Raw genomic sequence first — 16,971 nt, forward strand, 5'->3', positions numbered from 1 at the left:
ATCTTCGCCAAGACGCTCGGACAGGGCGCCGGTTGCGTCGAGGGGGCGTACGAACGACATGGAGCTGTTGTCTCCGTCCGAGGCTGCCGGCCGGGTGAAGGCCGCGCTGAAAGGCGCCGCCGACGCGACGGGGGCGGGTTTTGATTATCTGCTCCGGACGGCGCAACGCGAGTCCTCGCTCAATCCCTCCGCCAAGGCGCCGACCTCGTCGGCCCGCGGGCTGTTCCAGTTCATCGACCAGACCTGGCTTCAGGTCCTGAAGGAGGACGGGCCGAGCCTCGGCCTCGCCGCCGAGGCCGCCGACGTGTCGAAGAGCGCGTCGGGCCGCTATGTCGTGGCGGATCCCACCCGCAAGGCCGAACTGCTGGCGCTGCGCGACGATCCGAACGCCGCGGCTTTGCTCGCCGGCGCCTTCACCCGCCGCAACGCCCAGACGCTGACGTCCGAGCTCGGCCGCGCGCCGACCGAAGGCGAGCTCTACGTCGCGCATTTCCTCGGCGCGCGCGGGGCGGTCGATCTGGTGAAGCTCGCGACCGCGACCCCGAACGCCTCCGCGGCCGACGCCTTTCCCCTGCAGGCGGGCAGCAACCGGGCGATCTTCTACGACCGCGGACGGGAGCGCACGGCCTCGGAGGTCTACGCCCGCCTGACGACCGGCGGAAGCGCCGTCGCCACGACCGCCGCAGCGCCCGCGACCGCCACGGCGGCGCTCGCTTTGCAGCAGACGGCCGACCCGACCGACTACGGCCCGTTCCGCGCGGAGAACGACGGCAAGGCGTTCCATTCGCTGTTCCAGACGGGCCGGCGCTCGCCGGTCGCGGCCTATGTGTCCCAGACATGGTCGTCGCTCGGGGCGGCGGGCCTCGCCTCCGACGCCGGAAGCCGGACGGCCGCGCCGTCCGCGACGACCCAGCAGTCGGTCGCGCGCGCTTACGCGGCTCCCGCGCCGACCGCTGCGACGACCGCATCCGCCGCCGTGACGACTGACGTCCGGCCGGCGGACGTCGTCGCCGCCCAGGCCGCCACGAAGTCGCGCCGTCGGGCGGTGCGGGCGGCGCTCGCCGCCTCGGCGGCTCCGCTCGATCTCGCCAGCTTCCGCACGGCGGTCGATTCCACGCCCGTCGGCCGCGCCGCCCGGAGCGCACGCAAATGATCGTCGAGCGGTTCGTCGAATGGGCGCAGGACGCGCCGGCCGATCTGCGGGCGGACGCGGTGGCCGCGCTCGCGCGCTCCTACCTCCACGGCGATCTTGAACCTCACATTCGCGCCGACGTCGAGCAGTCCCTGGTCTACGCGCTCGACGACCGCAGCCTCGCGGTGCGCGCCGCGCTCGCCGACGTGCTCGCGGGCTCGCCCGACGCGCCGCACGCCGTCGTGCTGTCGCTGGCGAACGACGCGCCCGACGTCGCGACGCCCGTGCTGGAGCGTTCCCCGCTGCTGAGAGATGTCGAGCTGGTCGATCTGGTGGCCCAGGGCGGAGGCCGCGTGCAGGCGGCGATCGCCCGCCGCCGCCCGCTGTCGGCGCCGCTGTGCGCCGCGATCGCCGAGGTGGGCGACCCCGAAGCCTGCGTCGCTTTGATCGCAAATCCCGGCGCGCGGCTCATGCGCTCCTCCGCGGCCCGGATCGCGACCCGGCACGGCGCCAACGGCGCGGTGCGCGACGCCCTGTTCGCGCGCGACGACCTGGGTGCCGAGTTGCGGCTGATCCTGATGCGCGCGGTCGCCTCCGCGCTGCAGGGCTTCGTCTCCGGCTGCGGCTGGCTTGCTCCGGACCGGGCCCGCCGCGCGGCGGACGAGGCGTGCGACCGCGGAGCGCTCGCGATCGCGGCCGGCGAGGCGGACCGTCGCGCCTTCGTCGCCCGGCTTGCGGCGCGCGGGGAGTTTTCGCCGAGCCTCGCCCTGCGCGCGCTGCTCGGCGGCGACGTTACGCTGTTTGAGGCGGCGCTGTCGGCTCTGTCCGGCCAGTCGCCGGCGCGGGTCTCCGGGTTCGTCCGGGACTTCTCAGGCCGCGGCTTCGAGGCGGTGTACCGCGACAGCGGCCTGCCGCTGTCCGCGCTGCCCGTGTTCCGCGCCGCGCTGGCCGCGACGCGCGAGTTCGAATCCGCCGGCGGCGACAAGAGCGCGGAGCTGTCGCGCCGGATCGTCGAGCGGGCGCTCGCCGGCTGCCCCCCTTACGACCGCTCGATCGAACCGCTGCGCGCGATGCTGCGGCGCTTTGCGGCGGAGGCGGCGCGCGTCGAGGCGCGGCGCCTCTTCGACGCCCCCATGCCGAGCGCCGCGGCCGCCTGACGGCGCGCGGCTTCGAGACGCCCGTCAAGGGACGGGCTCCTCGGCATGAGAACGATGGTCTATCCGACGCGACTCACGCTTGCCTCATGGCTCGAGGAGCGGCCCAAAGGCGGCGTCTCGAAGCAGGCGGGTCGCTCGATCAGCCGGGTCTTGGTTCTCGAACGGCCTCAGCCCTTCTTGGCGGCCTCGGACCGCAGCTCGGCGAGACGGTTTGCCAGCTCCTTCCCGACGGGATGGCTGCGCTCCCGGACGTTCTCGCGCACCATCGCCCGGATCGCCTCCACGTGCCGGTCGATCAGCGCCTGGCGGGGGAGCGTGTCCGGCGTCGCATACTCGATCAGGTCGCAGAGCCCGTCAGCGATCTCGCCCGCAAGCGGATAGCCGAAGGTCGCCGACTGGCCGCGCAGGTCGTGGGCCGAGCGGAACAGCGCGGCGATGGTGGGCTCGTCGCGGCCGAGCGCGATGGCGGCGCGGCACGCCTCCAGCGTCTCGATCTCGGCGCGCATCCAGCCGTCGAACTCCGGCGACAGGCGCTCGAGCGCAAGCTCCGCCCGCATCACCGCCTGAGCCTCGGAATTGTCGCGGATGGGCGCCTGCCGGGTGGCGCGCTCTTTCAGCTTGTTCGGGGGACGCAGCACCATGTGGTCCTTGAAGGATTCCGCAGCGACCTCGGGGCTGAGCCGGAGGCCGTCCAGATGCGATGCTTCGGGCATGGGAGCGCCTTCATGACACCACGCTTTCGCGCAGGCGGTTGGGAGCGGAGTCCTCCACGACGTGATCGTTGTGCGTCCGCCGCTCGGGGCCGTTGTAGTTCGGGCTCATGCTCCGCCGCCGATCGGGACCGAAGTAGTCGCGCGTCTTGATGAACGGCCGGGGATTGAGCACGCAGTTCAGAAGCCGCTGATGCAGCGCCTTCGCGGAGATTGGTTTGCAGAGGAACTCGGTCACGCCCGCGTCGCGGGCGCGGATGACGCGGCTCTTCTCCGAATGTCCGGTCAGCATGATGATCGGCACATAAGGATTGATGGCGCTGTCCGGCTTGCGGATCATGTGAGTCAGCTCGACGCCGTCGAAGATCGGCATCGCCCAGTCGACGATGATGATGTCCGGCAGGTGGGTCGTGAACATTTCGAGGCCCGAGGCCCCGTCCTCCGCCTCGTAGACCTCGCGTGCGCCGAAGCCGTGCAGCAGCGTGCGGACGATGCGGCGCATGTGCGCGTTGTCGTCCACCACCAGGATGCGCAGCTTCGTGAAATCGACGCGGATCATCGCGCGGGACGCTCGGGGTTCGGAAACGCCTGCGAGGGTAAGGCCGACGCCCTTAACGCGGCGTCACCAGCCGAACTGCTCCGCGAGGATGCGTTCTTCCAGCCCGTGGCCGGGGTCGTGGAGCATCACCAGGCTGGTCTTGCGGTCGAGCGCGATCTCGACGCGGCGCACGTCGCGGAACTCGGTGTTGTCGGCGACCGCGGCCACCGGGCGCTTCTCGGGCTCGAGCACGTCGATCGCGACGGCCGCGCGGTCCGGCAGCAGCGCGCCGCGCCACCGGCGCGGGCGGAACGGCGAGATCGGGGTGAGCGCCAGAAGCGGGCTCGCGAGCGGCAAAAGAGGGCCGTGAGCCGAGAGGTTGTAGGCGGTGGAGCCCGCCGGCGTCGCCACCAGAACGCCGTCGCAGATCAGTTCGGGCAAGCGCGTCTTGCCGTCGACGTCGATCCGGAACTTGGCCGCTTGGTAGGTCTGCCGCCAGAGCGCCACTTCGTTGATAGCCTTCGAGACGTGAACGCCGCCCTGAACGTCGCGCGCCCGCATGGTGAGCGGATGGATAACGGTGCGCTCGGCGGCCGCGATGCGCTCGGGCAAGTCGTCCTCGCGGTAGTCGTTCATCAGGAAGCCGACCGAGCCGCGGTTCATGCCATAGATCGGCACCACGCGGCCCATGACGTCGTGCAGCGTGAGCAGCATCATGCCGTCGCCGCCGAGCGCGACGACCACGTCGGCCTGGTCGAGCGGGACGCCGCCGTAGCGCTCGCTCAGCTTTGCGCGGGCTTCGCGCGCATCGTCCGCGCCGCTCGCGACGAAGGCTATCCGGTCCAAGGTGCGTCCGTTCCTGCCGCGTCGTCGGGGCGACCGCCCGCGCGCCATCTGCGGGCGGTCGAGATGTACACGGGCCGGGCCGCGGGCGTCCATGGGCGCGACCGAGCGGAGGTTCGGGTCAGATCGCCGGGTTCCACATCGTCGGCATGAACATGAACTCCTTGTCCCGGCGGGCGATGTGGCCGACCGCGGGGAAGGGGAAGTGATAGCCCGCCACCATCAGGCGGTCCGTGGTGGCCATGTCGAGCATGCGCCGCCGCGTCGCTTCGGCCTGCCGCGGGTCCATGTCGAACACCGCGTGCCAGCCGGGATTGCGCATGAAGAGCGCGGGGTGGTTGGTCGTGTCGGACCAGATGATGAGCTGCTCGGACCCCGAGGAGACGCGGAACGCGGTGTGGCCGGGCGTGTGGCCCGGCGCCGGGATCGCCGTCAGGCCGTGGGCGGGCTCGTCGTCGGGCTGGAAGCGACGGACGTCCTTGGCGATGGGTTCGAAGATCTTCCGGACCAGCTTGAAGGTGGGCTTCATCGCGTCCGGCGCCTGGCTCATGCGGCCGTCGTCCATCCAGAACGCCCACTCTGCCTCCGGCGCCACGATCTCGGCGTTGGGGAAGGCGAGCGCGCCGTCCTTCAGCCGAAGCCCCGAGATGTGGTCGGCGTGGAAGTGCGAGATCACGACGGTGTCGATCGCTTTCGGATCGATCCCGGCCGCGGCCATGTTCTCCTGCAGCTGGCCGGCGGTCGGCGCCATCTGGCCGCCGGTGCCGGCGTCGATCAGGATGAGCTTGCCGCCGGTGTTGACGACGACCGAGGTGAAGCTGATCGGCACGCGCTCGGTGTTCAGGAAGGCGTCGTGCAGCGCGGCGCGGACGTCTTCGACGGAGGCGTTCTTGACGAAGTTCTCGTCGAGCGGGCGCCGGGCGACGCCGTCGGTGAGCGCGGTGATCTCGAAATCGCCGATGCGGTAGCGGTAGACGCCGGGCGACTGGCGGCCGGCGGCGGGGGCTGCGGCCCGGGCGCCTTCGCCCGTGGGGCTCACGGCCGCCGCCGCGACCGCGGCGCCTGCGAGGATGGTGCGACGGGTCAAGGCGGTCATCTCTCGCGTCTCCTGCGGAGGCTAAGGCGGTCGCTCGAAACGGCGCGGGAGACGGGGCGCGCCGTCCGCCGGCGGCGCCCTCGTCCCTCGCGGGGACCATGGGCTTAGGCCAGCGGCAAGCTTCGGGCAATCGCTTGGAAGCGTCACTCTTGCGTGACGGGGAGGCGAAAGCGCGGCGGCCTCAGGCGACCTCGCGCTCGTCCTCCCAGAGCAACTCGAGGAGCGCTTCCTTCGCGACCGCCTCGCCATGGCGCGCGACTTCAGGCAGCCCCATCAGCTCGCCGAGGGCGCCGCGCGCGAGGGGGCCGGCGATCAACAGACCGGGCGTGGGGACGCCGTCGGGACCGAGCGCCCGGCTGCGGTCGTCGGTCCAGAGACCAAGACCGACCTGATCGGGCGCCACAAGCCCCGTGTCGTAGAGCGCCGAGACCAGCGGATCGGTCTCGATCAGCGAACGGTGCGCCGGTCCTGTGGCGAGCGCCACGACGTCGAACGACCTGCGCTCCGCCGCGCCCCCCGCGGGCCGCAGCGTCACGAAGAGCTCGCTCCCCCCGGCCTCGGCGGCGAGGGTCTCGCCCCGGATCACGACGAGCGAACCGTCCGCCCGTCGCCGCGCCACCGCGGCCTCGACCTGCGGCGCGACGCGGAAGCGGTGGACGTCCCAGAACGGGCGCAGGCGGCGTACGATCCGCCGACGTTCGCCGAGCGGCAGGTTCGCCCAGATCGCGGGCGCTTGGTTGCGCACGGCGTCGAGCACATGCTGCCACGGCCGGCCCTCGGCTGCGGCGGCGTCGATCGCTCGACGGATGCGGCGGACGAGCGTGGAGGCCCGGCGCTCCGGCGGGTCCGCGAAGGCGCCGAACTCGCCGGCGGGGCCATTGGGATGGCCGCGCGAGAGAAGCCCGCGGCGGGACGTCGCGACGATCGGGCCGCGGTGTCCGCGCCGGTCCAGCGCTGCGACGATGTCGGCCATGGTGAGCCCCGTGCCGACGATCAGCACCCGCGCGTCGAGATCGACCTCGTTCAGCGCGTCGCCGCGTTGCGCGTCGACGATCACGCGCGGGTCGCCGACGAGAGGCGCGAGCGCGGGCGGCGCGTCGGGGCGGGGGTGGGTGGTCGCGAGCACCACGGCGTCCGCCGTAAGCGCGCCGCCGTCGCCAAGCGCCACGCGCCAGCGGTCGCCATCGCGGGCGAGGCCGGTCGCTCGCGCGACGACGTGTTCGATCGCGCCGGAGAGCAGGTAGGGCTCGAGCGTCTCGGACACGTAGCGGCCGAACACGGCGCGGGCCGGGAACGCCCGGCCGTCCGCGAGCTCGGCCGCGACGTCCTCGTCCAGCACGCCGTCCCGCCGCAGCCAGCGGTCGAAATGGCAGGGGTCGGACGGCACGAAGGTCATCCGGGAGGAGGGCACGTTGATGCGGTGGGCGGGCTCGGCCGTGGAGTAGGCGAGGCCGGAGCCCAGCCGCTCGCGCGGCTCGACCACCGTGATGCGCAGCTCGCCCGGCCCGCGGCGGGCGAGCTGGTGCGCGACGACCGCGCCGGAAAAGCCGCCGCCGAGGATGACGACCGAGGGGACGCCGGAACCGGGACGGCTCATCGTTGAGGTCCTCAGGACTGCGAGACGCGCAACCGTGGGCGGGAATCGTTCGCGATGGTTTCGCCGAACGGGCCCATGTTGACCGTGGTCGCCGCCTCGCGCCCCTTGGTGGCCGTCGGGAGCAGCGGCAGCACGAGCTCGGCGAAGCGGTAGGACTCCTCAAGGTGCGGATAGCCCGACAGGATGAAGGTGTCGATGCCGAGCGCCATGTACTCCTTCATCCGCGCCGCGACCGTCTCCGGATCGCCCACCAACGCGGTGCCCGCGCCGCCGCGGACGAGGCCGACGCCCGCCCACAGGTTGGGGCTGACCTCCAGCTTGTCGCGGCGTCCGCCGTGGAGCGCCGCCATGCGCTGCTGGCCCACCGAATCCATGCGCGCATAGACCTTCTGCGCGGCCGCGATCGTCTCGTCGTCGAGGTGGCTGATCAGCTTGTCGGCGGCCGCCCAGGCCTCCGCGTTGGTCTCCCGCACGATCACGTGCAGGCGGATGCCGTAGGTCACCTTCCGGCCGGCGGCCTCCGCCAGCGTGCGCACGCCGGCGATCTTCTCGGCGACGTTCGCCGGGGGCTCGCCCCAGGTCAGATACTTGTCGATGGTGTTGGCCGCGACCTCGTTCGCCGCCGCCGACGATCCGCCGAAGTAGAGCGGGGGACCGCCCGCCTGATGGGACGGGAACAGCAGCCGCCCGTCCTCGATCCGGATGTGCTCGCCCTTGTAGTGAACCGTCTCGCCGGCGAGCAGCCGGCGGTAGACGTCGAGGAACTCGCGGGTCACCGCGTAGCGTTCGTCGTGGTTCAGGAAGATGCCGTCGCCAGCGTTTTCCGCGGGGTCGCCGCCCGTCACGACGTTGATCAGCAGGCGGCCGTCCGAGATCCGGTCGAGCGTCGCCGTCATGCGGGCCGCCAGCGTCGGCGACTGCAGGCCGGGACGCACGGCGACGAGGAAGCGCAGCTTCTCCGTCAGCGGCGCGAGCGCCGAGGCCACCACCCACGAATCCTCGCAGGAGCGGCCGGTCGGCAGCAGCACGCCGTAGTAGCCGAGCTGGTCGGCCGCCTGCGCCACCTGGCGCAAGTAGCCAAGGTCGACGTGGCGGCCGCCCTTCGAGGTGCCGAGGTAGCGGCCGTCGCCGTGGGTCGGCAGGAACCAGAGGACGTTGGCGGTGTCTGCGGCGTGTCCGGTCACTGCGCGGCCTCCGCTGTCTTGATGGTCACGACCGCGTCCTGAACCACGATCGGTTTGGGAAGAAGCTTCAGTTCGAGGAAGGCGTCGGCGATGCGCTGCTGGGCGGCGATCACCTCCGGCTTGAGCGGGCCGACGCCGAGGCCGAGGCGCGAGATCGCGGTGGTGAGCAGCGGCGCCGGAATGCCGACCAGCGGCGACAGCTCCTCGGCGGCCGCCTTCGGGTCCTCGGCGACCCAGTCCTCGACCTTGCGCAGCTCGGCCAGCACGACGGCGAGCACGTCCTCGTTGTCCTTCACGTAGTCGCGCGAGCTCAGGAAGAACTGGTGGTTCTCGACGATTCCCTCGCCGGTGGTCAGCACGCGCGCGCCGGCGACTTCGGCCGCGGCGAAGAAGGGATCCCACACCGACCAGGCGTCGACCTTGCCGCTCTCGAACGCCGAACGGGCGTCGGCGGGGGTGAGGAAGGAGAGCTTGACGTCGCCGTAGGACACGCTGGCCTTCTCGAGCGCCTTGACCAGCAGGTAGTGGCTGTTCGAGCCCTTGGCGACGGCGATGTTCTTGCCCTTCAGATCCGCGAGCGTCTGAAGGGTGCTGCCCTTCGGCACGAGGACCGCCTCGGCCTTCGGCGACGGCGGGTCGTAGGCGACGTAAGTCAGCTTCGTGCTGGCGGCCTGGGCGAAGATCGGCGGCGCTTCGCCTGTGGTGCCGAAGTCGATCGCGCCCGCGTTGACCGCCTCGAGCAGCGGCGGGCCGAACTGGAACTCCGACCACTTCACGGTGACGCCGAGCGGCTTCAGCTTCTCTTCGAGCGATCCCTTGCCCTTGAGCAGGATGAGGGTGCCGTACTTCTGGAACCCGATGCGCAGCGTGCGCTCGGCGGCGTCGGCGGCGGTGGCCGCGCCGAGCGAGGCGAGGAGCAGGGCGGCCGCGAGCGTTCTGCCCGCGCGAAGACCGATGGAGGACATTTCGAGGGTTCCTGAAGCGTAAGAGACCGAGACGGTGGTGCGGGGATCAGGCGGCGATCGCGGCGGGGCGCGCGAGGGCGCCCGCGGCTTCGGCGATCAGGTTGTCGACGCGACGGGCGACGCCCTCGTTGACCACCCGGCCGTCGACGATGTCGCGGTCGACGACGAAGACGGCGGTCGGCAAGGTGTGGGCGTCGAACGAGCCGAACAGCGGCCGGAGCTGGTGCTCGACCGAGAGCGCGTGGCGGTCCGAGCCGCCGGTCGCGAGCAGGGCCACGGGCACGCCGGCCAGCGCCTTGTAGTCGACAAGGTCGATCAGGTGCTTGAAGAAGCCGGTGTAGGAGCCCTTGTAGACCGGCGAGCCGGCGACGATTAGGTCGGCGCTTTCGATGGCCTTGAGGGCGGCTTCAAGCGCCGGCGAGGCGGCCGCGCGGCTGAAGGCCTGGCCGAGGTCGGGGCCGATCTCGGCCACGTCGATCAGCGTGACGGCGCCGCCGGAGCGGGACTGGACGCGGCCCGCGACGTCCTCGACGAGCCGGCGGGTGCGCGACGGTTGGGACAGGCTGCCGGTGATCGCGACGATGGACTTGCGGCTCATGCGTAGACCTCCTGGCGCGCGCGCACCGGCGCGTCCTTGGCGTCGCCTGCGCGGGCGCCGGTGTTGAACAGCTGGTCGAGGATGATCCCCTCGAGTCGGGCGAGCTCGGGCGAGCCGCGGCGCCGAGGGCGGGGCAGGTCGACGGCGAGGTCGAGCGCGATGGCGCCGTCCTCGACGAGCACCACGCGGTCGGCGAGCGCGAGCGCCTCCGACACGTCGTGGGTCACGAGCACGGCGGTGAAGCCCTGCTCGCGCCAGATGCGCTCGACCAGCGCCTGCATCTCGATCCGGGTCAGCGCGTCGAGCGCGCCGAGCGGCTCGTCGAGCGCCAGCAGGCGCGGATGGCTGACGAGCGCGCGGGCGAGCGCCACGCGTTGCTTCTGGCCGCCAGACAGGGCGGAGGGCCATTCGCCGGCGCGGTCGGCAAGCCCGACCTCGGCGAGCGCGGCCTGCGCCGCCGCGCGGGCGGCGGCCTTGTCCGAGCGGTCGCCCACGCCGACGACGACGTTGTCGAGCACGCTGGCCCACGGCAGCAGCCGCGGCTCCTGGAACATGATGCGCGCCGACCGCACGTTCGGGGCCGCGTCCGCCACCCGAACGTCGCCGGAGGTCGGCGCTTCGAGGCCGAGGATCGTGCGCAGCAGGGTGGACTTCCCGCAGCCGCTCTTGCCGACCACGGCGACGAACTGGCCGGCGGGGATGTGCAGATCCACACCCTTCAGCACGGGCTTCGAGCCGAAAGCCTTCGACAGGCCGCGCAAGGTGACGGTGGCGCCCTGGCCGCCGGAGGCGAAGCGGTTCGCGGCGTCGGCGCGGCGTTCCGAGAGCGGCGAGAAGGCCGCAGCGAAGCCGCGGGAGGACAACGTGCGTGCGGTCATGCGGATCGTCCTTCAGCGGGCGAGGTAGGCGGGGTGCCAGGAGAGGGTCGTGCGCTCGAGCCAGCGGGCGACGCTGTCGGCCAGCTTTCCGAGCAGGGCGTAGATGAGGATCGACAGCACCACGACGTCGACCAGCATGAACTCGCGGGCGTTCATGGCCATGTAGCCGAGGCCCGAGGAGGCCGAGATCGTCTCGGCGACGATCAGCGTCAGCCACATGATGCCGAGCGCGTAGCGCAGGCCGACGAAGATCGAGGGCAGGGCGCCCGGCAGCACGACGCGGAAGAACAGCTCGCGGCTCGTCATGCCGTAGGCCCGGCCCATCTCGACGAGCTGGGCGTCGACGGTCCGCACGCCGTGCAGCGTGTTCAGATAGATCGGGAATGACACGCCCAGCGCCACGAGGAAGATCTTGGCGGTCTCGTCGATGCCGAACCACAGGATGACCAGCGGGATCATCGCAAGGTGCGGGATGGTCCGGATCATCTGCAGCGTCGGGTCGGTCAGCCGCTCGGAGAGCTTGGACAGGCCGTTGGCGAGACCGAAGGCGAAGCCGATGCCGCCGCCGATCAGGAAGCCGACGCCGGCGCGCCAGGCGCTGATGGCGATGTTGCTCCAGAGCTCGCCCGAGGCGCCGAGCCGCCAGCCGGCGGCCACCACGTCGGTCGGCGCCGGCAGCACTTCAGGCGGCAGTTCGCCGAGCAGGGACAGGCCCTGCCACACGACGATCAGCCCGACGGGAATGACGAAGGCCAGCAGGTTTTTGGCGTCGAAGCGCATGGCTCAGGCTCCCGCGGTCCAGACCGCGTCGGCGACCACCACCGGCGTCGGGATCAGACCGAGCCGGTGGAAACGGTCGGCGTTGGCCTGCTGGGTCGCGACGACGTCCGGCGTCACGGTCCGCACGGCGTAGCCGGTGCGGGTCTGGGCGCGGCGCTGCGCCTCGGGCGGAGTCTTGGTGGCGGCGGCGAAGAGATCGGCCACTTCGTCCTTGTGGGCGTCGGCCCAGACGCCGACGCGGGCGAACTCGTCGATCACGGCCTTCAGCAGCGCTGGGTTCTCGGTCGCGAAGCCGCGGTTGGCGAGGGTGAAGCCGTTCTGCGGTCCGACGTCGTCGCTCGAGGCGAGCACGCGGGCGCCGAGCGTCTGCTCGGCGATGGCGAAGAACGGGTCCCACACCGCCCAGGCGTCGACCGCGCCGCGGGAGAAGGCGGCCTGTCCGTCCGCGGGCGGCAGGTAGGCGGCCGTCACATCGGCGAACGAAAGCCCTGCCTTTTCAATGAGCTGCACCGCGACGTTGTGGGCGCTGGAGCCCTTCGGGATTGCCATCCGCTTGCCCTTGAGCTCGGCGACGGAACGGAGCGGCGAGTCCTTCGGGACGAGGATCGCGGCGCCGGAAGCGGGGTAGGTCGCGGCGTAAACAAAGCGGGCGCGGGCGGCCTGGGCGAAGATCGGGGGCGCGTCGCCGGCGGTGCCGATGTCGATCGAGCCGACGTTCAACGCCTCGAGCAGCGGCGGGCCGAAGGTGAACTCGAGCCATTCGATCGTCACGCCGTCGGCCGCGAACCGCTCTTCCAAAGCGCGGCGGGTCTTGGCGATCAGGAAGACGCCGTTCTTCTGCAGGCCGATCCGGATCGTCTTCGCGTCGGCGCGGGCGGGGCCGGCGAACGGGAGGGCGGATGCGGCGGCGAGCGCTCCGAGCGCGGTGCGGCGGGTCAACATGAGGTTAATCTCGGGTTTCATGTCCGGAGCGGCGGGGCGCTCGATACGGACGGGGGCGGTTCAGGCGGAACGTAGGTCAGCGCGAAGGTCGACAGCGCATCGGATCGGGCCCTCGGCGGGGTTCGGTCGGCCGCGATCGTCGCCGCCACGTCGTTATAACCATCTAATTCCATAGAACCTGTCAACATTAAATGCGGAGGCGGCCTCCGCGGGCTGTGAACCGCGTGCGACGGATGGCGGGCGCGCGCGGGCGCAGGGATGGGTTAGGAAGGAGACGATGCGTTCGCGGCCACGAATCGCCGCCGGGCGCGCCCATCGCCATCGCTCGGCCAGGGAGGTCGTCCGTGCCCAATCCGCCGCCGCCGTCCCGGTCCGCCGGCTTCGGCCTGAAGCGCGTTTCCTCGGGCGTGCTAGGCTACGCCTCCGGCCTGCCGCTGCTGCTGGTCGGCAGCACCTTCGCGTTCTGGCTTCGTGAGTCGGGCGTCAGCGTGCAGGTCATCGGCCTTCTGTCCTGGGCCAGCATCGCCTACAGCCTGAAGTTCCTGATCGCGCCGGCGATGGACGCCTACAGCCTCGGGCCGCTCGGCCGGGCGCTCGGGCGGCGCCGGGCGTGGATCTTCGCGGCGCAGGTCTGCGTCGCGGCCGGGCTCGCCGCCATGGCCTTCGGCGATCCGGCGGCCAACCTTGCGCTCGCCGCCATCGGCTGCTTCGCCACCGCCGCCGCCTCCGCGACCCAGGACGCGGCCGTCGACGGCTGGCGCGTCGAGGCGGCGGGGCCGGACGAGCAGGGCCTGCTGGTCGCGGCCTACCAGCTCGGCTACCGGCTCGCGATGCTGACCGCCGGCGCCGGCGCGCTTTATCTGGCCACCGACCTCGGCTGGATCGGCGCCTACGGCGGCATGGCGGCCATCATGGCGCTGGTCGCCGCGCTGACGCTGACGATCATCCCCGCGACGGACCGCGACGCCGCGCGGCCTGAGCCCACGAGCGCCGGGTCCGCGCTCGCCGCTCCCGTGCGTGACCTCTTCGCGCTGGTCGCCGCCACGCCGCTCACGACGCTTGCGCTGATCGGCCTCTACCGGGTGCCGGACCAGCTCGCCAACGTGATGTCGTCGCCGCTCTACAAAGACCTCGGCTTCACCAACGTCGAGATCGCCAACGTCACCAAGATCTTCGGCGTCGCGCTCGGCATCGCCGGCGCCTTCCTCGGCGGCTTCCTGTTGAAGAGCTTCAGCGTGCGGACGGTGCTGATCATGGGCATCGTCGCCTCGGCCACGACCAACCTATTCTACACGGCGCTGTCGGCGGCAGGCCACAGCGTCGCGATGCTCACCGCCACCATCAGCTTCGACAACGTCGCCTCCGCGGTCGCGGGCACCGCGCTCATCGCCTTCATGTCGAAGCTCGCGGCGTCCGAGTTTTCCGCGACCCGCTACGCGGTGCTGAGCTCGATCTACGCGCTGCCGGGCCATCTGCTCGCCGGCGGCTCGGGGTTCGGCGTGGCCGCGGTCGGCTATGGGCCCTACTTCGTCATCACCTTCCTGACGGGACTGCCGGCGCTCTTGCTTTGCCTGTGGCTTCCGCGCGAGAGCAGGGCGTCGACGAAGGCCGCGGCCGAAGCCGCGTCCTGACGCCGTTCGAAACGTCTACGAGGAGATCCCCATGTCCAACCGCATCGTCCTGCGCGCCGGCGAGGCGCTCGTCGCCGGCGGCCCTCCCGGCACCGCGGCCGAGCCCGAAGTCGTCATCGGCGAACTCGACGGTCCGGTCGGCACGGCGCTCGCGACGCTGACGGGCGACCAGGTCGCCGGCCACACCCGCGTGTTCGCGCTGCTGAACACCGACATCATGGTGCGGCCCGTGACGCTCTGCGTCTCCAAGGTCACCGTCGACAACCCGCGCTACACCAACATCCTGATGGGCACGGTGCAGTTCGCGATCGCCAACGGCGTGCTCGACGCGGTGCGCGAGGGGCTGATCCCGAAGGAGAAGGCCAACGACCTCGGCATCATCTGCTCGGTCTGGCTCGCGCCCACCATCGTCGACGTCGAGAACCTCGACCACAAGGTCCTGTTCGACATCCATCGCAAGGGCATGACCCAGGCGATCCGCAAGGCGATGTCGAACGAGCCGACGATCGACTGGCTGCTGGAGAACCAGGAGCGGATCACCCACAAGTATTATCAGATGGGCCTCGACGGTAAGGTCTGAGCCTGAGGGCGGCCGCTGCGCGCCGCCTCCGCCACCCGCGCCGTCATGGTCCGGCTTGACCGCACCATCCATCTCCGACGTCGACACCGACGTCTGACGTGGGTCCTCCGCTCGAGCCGGAGGACGATGGGGAGGGTGGCCTCCGCCGGGACGTGGACGACGCCGCGGCGGACGCCGTTTGGATCAGGCGAAGGCGCCGTTGATGCCGGAGGGGAAGAAGCCGCCTTTCGCGCCGGTGGGCGACAGGTAGACGATGTTCTTCACCTGAGGGACCGAGCGGCTGAACGCGACGCCGAAGGCGTCGGTCGGAACGAGGTTCGCCTTGTTCGCCGTGCCGATCCCCTGGTCGATCTCGCTCGCGCCGTCGAGCGAGTCGCGGGCGTTCGAGATCGCCTGCGCGGCGTCGAACAGTCCGAGGCCGAACAGGATCGTGCGGATGACGCCTGCGTGGTAGGCCTCGACCGCGAGGATGCCGGCGGCGGTCTCGAGCAGCGCCTTGTTGGCGAGCAGCGGGGCCGCGCCCTTGTAGGCGGTCACGCCGACGTCCTCGAAGATGTAGGCCGCCAGCAGGAAATTGGTCTCGTTCGCGAAGGCGTCGAAGGTCTGGCCCTCGCCGATCAGGCCCGCGGCCTGGGCCGCGGCGGTGAAGCTGTCGGTCAGATTGATCGCCGGCCGCGCCACGCGCTGGGAGCCGAGGGCGCCGCGCAGCAGCTTGACGTGCTTCTCCTCGTCGTCCGCGATCTCTTCGGCGTAAAGGCGGATGTTCTTGGTGGCGAAGGTCACCTTGCGGCCGCCGATCACGCCGCCGAGGCGCCCCGTGCCGGAGATGTCGCCGCTCGCGAGGCCGCGACCGAAGGCGGCGCGGACGTAGAACTCGGCTTCGAGATACTCGAGGTTCAGCGCGAAGTTGAGCACGTCGAGGTCGGTCGTCGCGGCGGCGGCGGGCGCAGCGCCCGTCGCGGCGAACACGGCGGCGCCGGCTGCGCCGAGACCGCAGGCGCGGATGAAGGCGCGGCGTCCGGCTTCGAGGTCGAGGACGGCGGGGCGCGGGGTCTTGTCGGTCGTGTGCGTCATGGTCGGTCGGGCTCCCTTGAGGGCTTTGATCTGGCCGCGGGTCGGCGCGCGGCGTCCCACGCGGGACGCGGCGCTTTACGCAAACGAAGGCTCACGCCGCCGCGCGGGGTCGCGCGGAGGCCAGTCGGCGAAGCCCTGCGGCTCGCGACGAAAAGGTCAGAACTTGTAGGCGAGGCCCGCGCGGACGAAGTGCGCGTCCTGTTCGATCTCGACCGGCTGGGTTCCGCCGACCGCGCTGCGGGACGTGAACTTCTCCTTGCCGAAGTCGACGTACTGGTACTCGGCGCGGACGATCACGTTGTCGGTGACCGCATAGTCGACGCCGCCGCCCACGGCGTAGCCGTACCGGGTCCCGGAGGACTTCTTGCGGAAGTCGAACGGGGCCCCGAACGGGCTGTCACGCTTGAAGTCGACGTCGCCGCCGATCGCGAGGCCGCCGGTGCCGAACACCAGGATGCGATCGAAGGCGTAGCCGATCCGGCCGCGGACCGTTCCGAACAGGTCGTCGGCGTTTGCTTTGCAGGTGAAGGTGAACGGCGCGCCGTTGCCGCAGCCTTTCGACTTGCCGCCGAAGTCTCCGATCGTGACGTCCGCTTCCGCGCCGACCACGATCGCGTCGAACTGGTAGTTCACGCCGACGAACGCGGTGCCGGTCAGGCCGTCGAGCGAGTTCTTGTAGCTGAACCGGTCACCCAGCCCGCGGTTCTTCACGTCGAGGTCGCTGAAGGCGTAGCCGATCGCGCCGCCGACGTAGACGCCGCTCCAGGTGAAGCCGGACACGGCGATCGCCTCGGCGGGGGCTTCGAACGGCAGGTCGGCCGCGCGCGCCGGGACGGTCGAAGCCGCCAAGGCCGTCGCCAGAGCGAGGCATGAGGTCGTGAACAGGCGCATGCGAAGACCCTCCAGTCAGGGCCGGTAGAATGGACCCGTCTTCGCTGCTGACAATCGCTACTTCAGTATCCTTGGAGTTGCGAAGTCGAGTCTGTGTCTAAATCTCAACACGACTTTATAGCGTGGAATTTATGCACTGTGGATTTTGAAGAATTACGTGACGTCGGCCGAAGTAAAACTTCGCTGGGGCGGCGCGACCCCGGCCTCGCGACAGCGAAATCCGGCGATCATTGCAGACGCGCGCCAGTGAATACAGCTTCAAGTTGCGGCGGGAGGCGTTTGGTTACCTCGCGTGATCGGCGCGGCGCGTGGAAGGTTGCATCGCGCAGGGCGCCGGCCGCGGGGGATCTGCTGGATCTCGCCTGGGTTGTGCTG

17 protein-coding genes are annotated in these 16,971 nt (G+C 71.1%); 4 read left to right on the top strand and 13 right to left on the bottom strand.

Translation table 11 applies throughout. The annotated features are described in order from the left end of the window. Positions 1-58: 58 nt before the first annotated feature. Both K244_RS21340 and K244_RS0102110 read left to right on the top strand, forming a co-directional pair. Positions 59-1,153, top strand: coding sequence for a hypothetical protein (locus K244_RS21340; protein ID WP_020184588.1), 1,095 nt, complete (start codon positions 59-61; stop codon positions 1,151-1,153). Then, positions 1,150-2,289, top strand: a complete 1,140-nt coding sequence (locus tag K244_RS0102110; protein WP_020184589.1) for a DUF2336 domain-containing protein — start codon at positions 1,150-1,152, stop codon at positions 2,287-2,289. Before K244_RS21340 ends, K244_RS0102110 begins: the two co-directional genes overlap by 4 nt. A gap of 167 nt (positions 2,290-2,456) precedes the next feature. On the opposite strand, the gene K244_RS0102115 is transcribed toward K244_RS0102110, so the two are convergent. The 11 genes from K244_RS0102115 to K244_RS23390 all read right to left on the bottom strand — a co-directional run bounded on the left by K244_RS0102115 (position 2,457) and on the right by K244_RS23390 (position 12,420). Then, entirely contained in the window at positions 2,457-3,002 is a 546-nt protein-coding gene (locus tag K244_RS0102115) for an Hpt domain-containing protein (protein ID WP_020184590.1), read from the bottom strand. Positions 3,003-3,012: 10 nt separating this feature from the next. Further along, positions 3,013-3,558 (bottom strand): response regulator, encoded by a 546-nt coding sequence (locus K244_RS0102120; RefSeq protein WP_020184591.1) that lies wholly within the window; start codon positions 3,556-3,558, stop codon positions 3,013-3,015. 63 nt (positions 3,559-3,621) lie between these two features. Beyond that, positions 3,622-4,431: an NAD kinase gene (locus K244_RS0102125; RefSeq protein WP_051459994.1), complete on the bottom strand. Its 810-nt coding sequence runs from the start codon at positions 4,429-4,431 to the stop codon at positions 3,622-3,624. 70 nt (positions 4,432-4,501) lie between these two features. Further along, positions 4,502-5,476, bottom strand: a complete 975-nt coding sequence (locus K244_RS0102130; RefSeq protein WP_020184593.1) for an MBL fold metallo-hydrolase — start codon at positions 5,474-5,476, stop codon at positions 4,502-4,504. 181 nt (positions 5,477-5,657) lie between these two features. Then, positions 5,658-7,073: an FAD/NAD(P)-binding protein gene (locus K244_RS0102135; protein WP_020184594.1), complete on the bottom strand. Its 1,416-nt coding sequence runs from the start codon at positions 7,071-7,073 to the stop codon at positions 5,658-5,660. Between the two features lie 11 nt (positions 7,074-7,084). Beyond that, positions 7,085-8,257 (bottom strand): FMNH2-dependent alkanesulfonate monooxygenase, encoded by a 1,173-nt coding sequence (ssuD, locus tag K244_RS0102140; protein ID WP_020184595.1) that lies wholly within the window; start codon positions 8,255-8,257, stop codon positions 7,085-7,087. Beyond that, positions 8,254-9,222 (bottom strand): sulfonate ABC transporter substrate-binding protein, encoded by a 969-nt coding sequence (locus K244_RS0102145; protein ID WP_020184596.1) that lies wholly within the window; start codon positions 9,220-9,222, stop codon positions 8,254-8,256. The genes ssuD and K244_RS0102145 overlap by 4 nt, the downstream gene beginning before the upstream one ends. 46 nt (positions 9,223-9,268) lie before the next feature. Continuing rightward, entirely contained in the window at positions 9,269-9,820 is a 552-nt protein-coding gene (msuE, locus tag K244_RS0102150; protein WP_020184597.1) for an FMN reductase, read from the bottom strand. Continuing rightward, positions 9,817-10,698 carry an ATP-binding cassette domain-containing protein gene (locus tag K244_RS0102155; RefSeq protein WP_020184598.1) on the bottom strand — a complete coding sequence of 294 codons (882 nt, stop codon included), beginning with the start codon at positions 10,696-10,698 and terminating at the stop codon, positions 9,817-9,819. Before K244_RS0102155 ends, msuE begins: the two co-directional genes overlap by 4 nt. A 12-nt stretch (positions 10,699-10,710) precedes the next feature. Beyond that, on the bottom strand, positions 10,711-11,478 hold the full coding sequence (gene ssuC, locus K244_RS23385; protein WP_020184599.1) for an aliphatic sulfonate ABC transporter permease SsuC: 768 nt from the start codon (positions 11,476-11,478) through the stop codon (positions 10,711-10,713). Positions 11,479-11,481: 3 nt separating this feature from the next. Next, positions 11,482-12,420: an aliphatic sulfonate ABC transporter substrate-binding protein gene (locus K244_RS23390; RefSeq protein ID WP_020184600.1), complete on the bottom strand. Its 939-nt coding sequence runs from the start codon at positions 12,418-12,420 to the stop codon at positions 11,482-11,484. Between the two features lie 344 nt (positions 12,421-12,764). Between K244_RS23390 and K244_RS0102170 the strand changes: the two genes are divergently transcribed. Then, the gene (locus K244_RS0102170) at positions 12,765-14,051 is read left to right on the top strand and encodes an MFS transporter (RefSeq protein WP_020184601.1); all 1,287 of its coding nucleotides are present in this window, start codon (positions 12,765-12,767) and stop codon (positions 14,049-14,051) included. Between the two features lie 31 nt (positions 14,052-14,082). Beyond that, positions 14,083-14,631 carry a formaldehyde-activating enzyme gene (locus K244_RS0102175; protein ID WP_020184602.1) on the top strand — a complete coding sequence of 183 codons (549 nt, stop codon included), beginning with the start codon at positions 14,083-14,085 and terminating at the stop codon, positions 14,629-14,631. A 183-nt stretch (positions 14,632-14,814) separates the two neighbouring features. Here K244_RS0102175 and K244_RS0102180 read toward each other — a convergent pair whose 3' ends face one another. Further along, the gene (locus tag K244_RS0102180) at positions 14,815-15,705 is read right to left on the bottom strand and encodes a ferritin-like domain-containing protein (RefSeq protein WP_020184603.1); all 891 of its coding nucleotides are present in this window, start codon (positions 15,703-15,705) and stop codon (positions 14,815-14,817) included. A gap of 156 nt (positions 15,706-15,861) precedes the next feature. Beyond that, positions 15,862-16,596 carry an outer membrane protein gene (locus K244_RS0102185; RefSeq protein ID WP_020184604.1) on the bottom strand — a complete coding sequence of 245 codons (735 nt, stop codon included), beginning with the start codon at positions 16,594-16,596 and terminating at the stop codon, positions 15,862-15,864. Between the last annotated feature and the right edge of the window lie 375 nt (positions 16,597-16,971).

Source organism: Methylopila sp. 73B (assembly GCF_000526315.1).
Taxonomy (GTDB): Bacteria; Pseudomonadota; Alphaproteobacteria; order Rhizobiales; family Methylopilaceae; genus Methylopila.

Bases quoted from the DNA above. Each gene is read 5' to 3' on its own strand.
- K244_RS21340 (WP_020184588.1), top strand. From the start codon at position 59: ATGGAGCTGTTGTCTCCGTCCGAGGCTGCCGGCCGGGTGAAGGCCGCG.
- K244_RS0102110 (WP_020184589.1), top strand. From the start codon at position 1,150: ATGATCGTCGAGCGGTTCGTCGAATGGGCGCAGGACGCGCCGGCCGAT.
- K244_RS0102115 (WP_020184590.1), bottom strand. From the start codon at position 3,002: ATGCCCGAAGCATCGCATCTGGACGGCCTCCGGCTCAGCCCCGAGGTC.
- K244_RS0102120 (WP_020184591.1), bottom strand. From the start codon at position 3,558: ATGATCCGCGTCGATTTCACGAAGCTGCGCATCCTGGTGGTGGACGAC.
- K244_RS0102125 (WP_051459994.1), bottom strand. From the start codon at position 4,431: ATGGCGCGCGGGCGGTCGCCCCGACGACGCGGCAGGAACGGACGCACC.
- K244_RS0102130 (WP_020184593.1), bottom strand. From the start codon at position 5,476: ATGACCGCCTTGACCCGTCGCACCATCCTCGCAGGCGCCGCGGTCGCG.
- K244_RS0102135 (WP_020184594.1), bottom strand. From the start codon at position 7,073: ATGAGCCGTCCCGGTTCCGGCGTCCCCTCGGTCGTCATCCTCGGCGGC.
- K244_RS0102145 (WP_020184596.1), bottom strand. From the start codon at position 9,222: ATGTCCTCCATCGGTCTTCGCGCGGGCAGAACGCTCGCGGCCGCCCTG.
- msuE (WP_020184597.1), bottom strand. From the start codon at position 9,820: ATGAGCCGCAAGTCCATCGTCGCGATCACCGGCAGCCTGTCCCAACCG.
- K244_RS0102155 (WP_020184598.1), bottom strand. From the start codon at position 10,698: ATGACCGCACGCACGTTGTCCTCCCGCGGCTTCGCTGCGGCCTTCTCG.
- ssuC (WP_020184599.1), bottom strand. From the start codon at position 11,478: ATGCGCTTCGACGCCAAAAACCTGCTGGCCTTCGTCATTCCCGTCGGG.
- K244_RS23390 (WP_020184600.1), bottom strand. From the start codon at position 12,420: ATGTTGACCCGCCGCACCGCGCTCGGAGCGCTCGCCGCCGCATCCGCC.
- K244_RS0102175 (WP_020184602.1), top strand. From the start codon at position 14,083: ATGTCCAACCGCATCGTCCTGCGCGCCGGCGAGGCGCTCGTCGCCGGC.
- K244_RS0102180 (WP_020184603.1), bottom strand. From the start codon at position 15,705: ATGACGCACACGACCGACAAGACCCCGCGCCCCGCCGTCCTCGACCTC.
- K244_RS0102185 (WP_020184604.1), bottom strand. From the start codon at position 16,596: ATGCGCCTGTTCACGACCTCATGCCTCGCTCTGGCGACGGCCTTGGCG.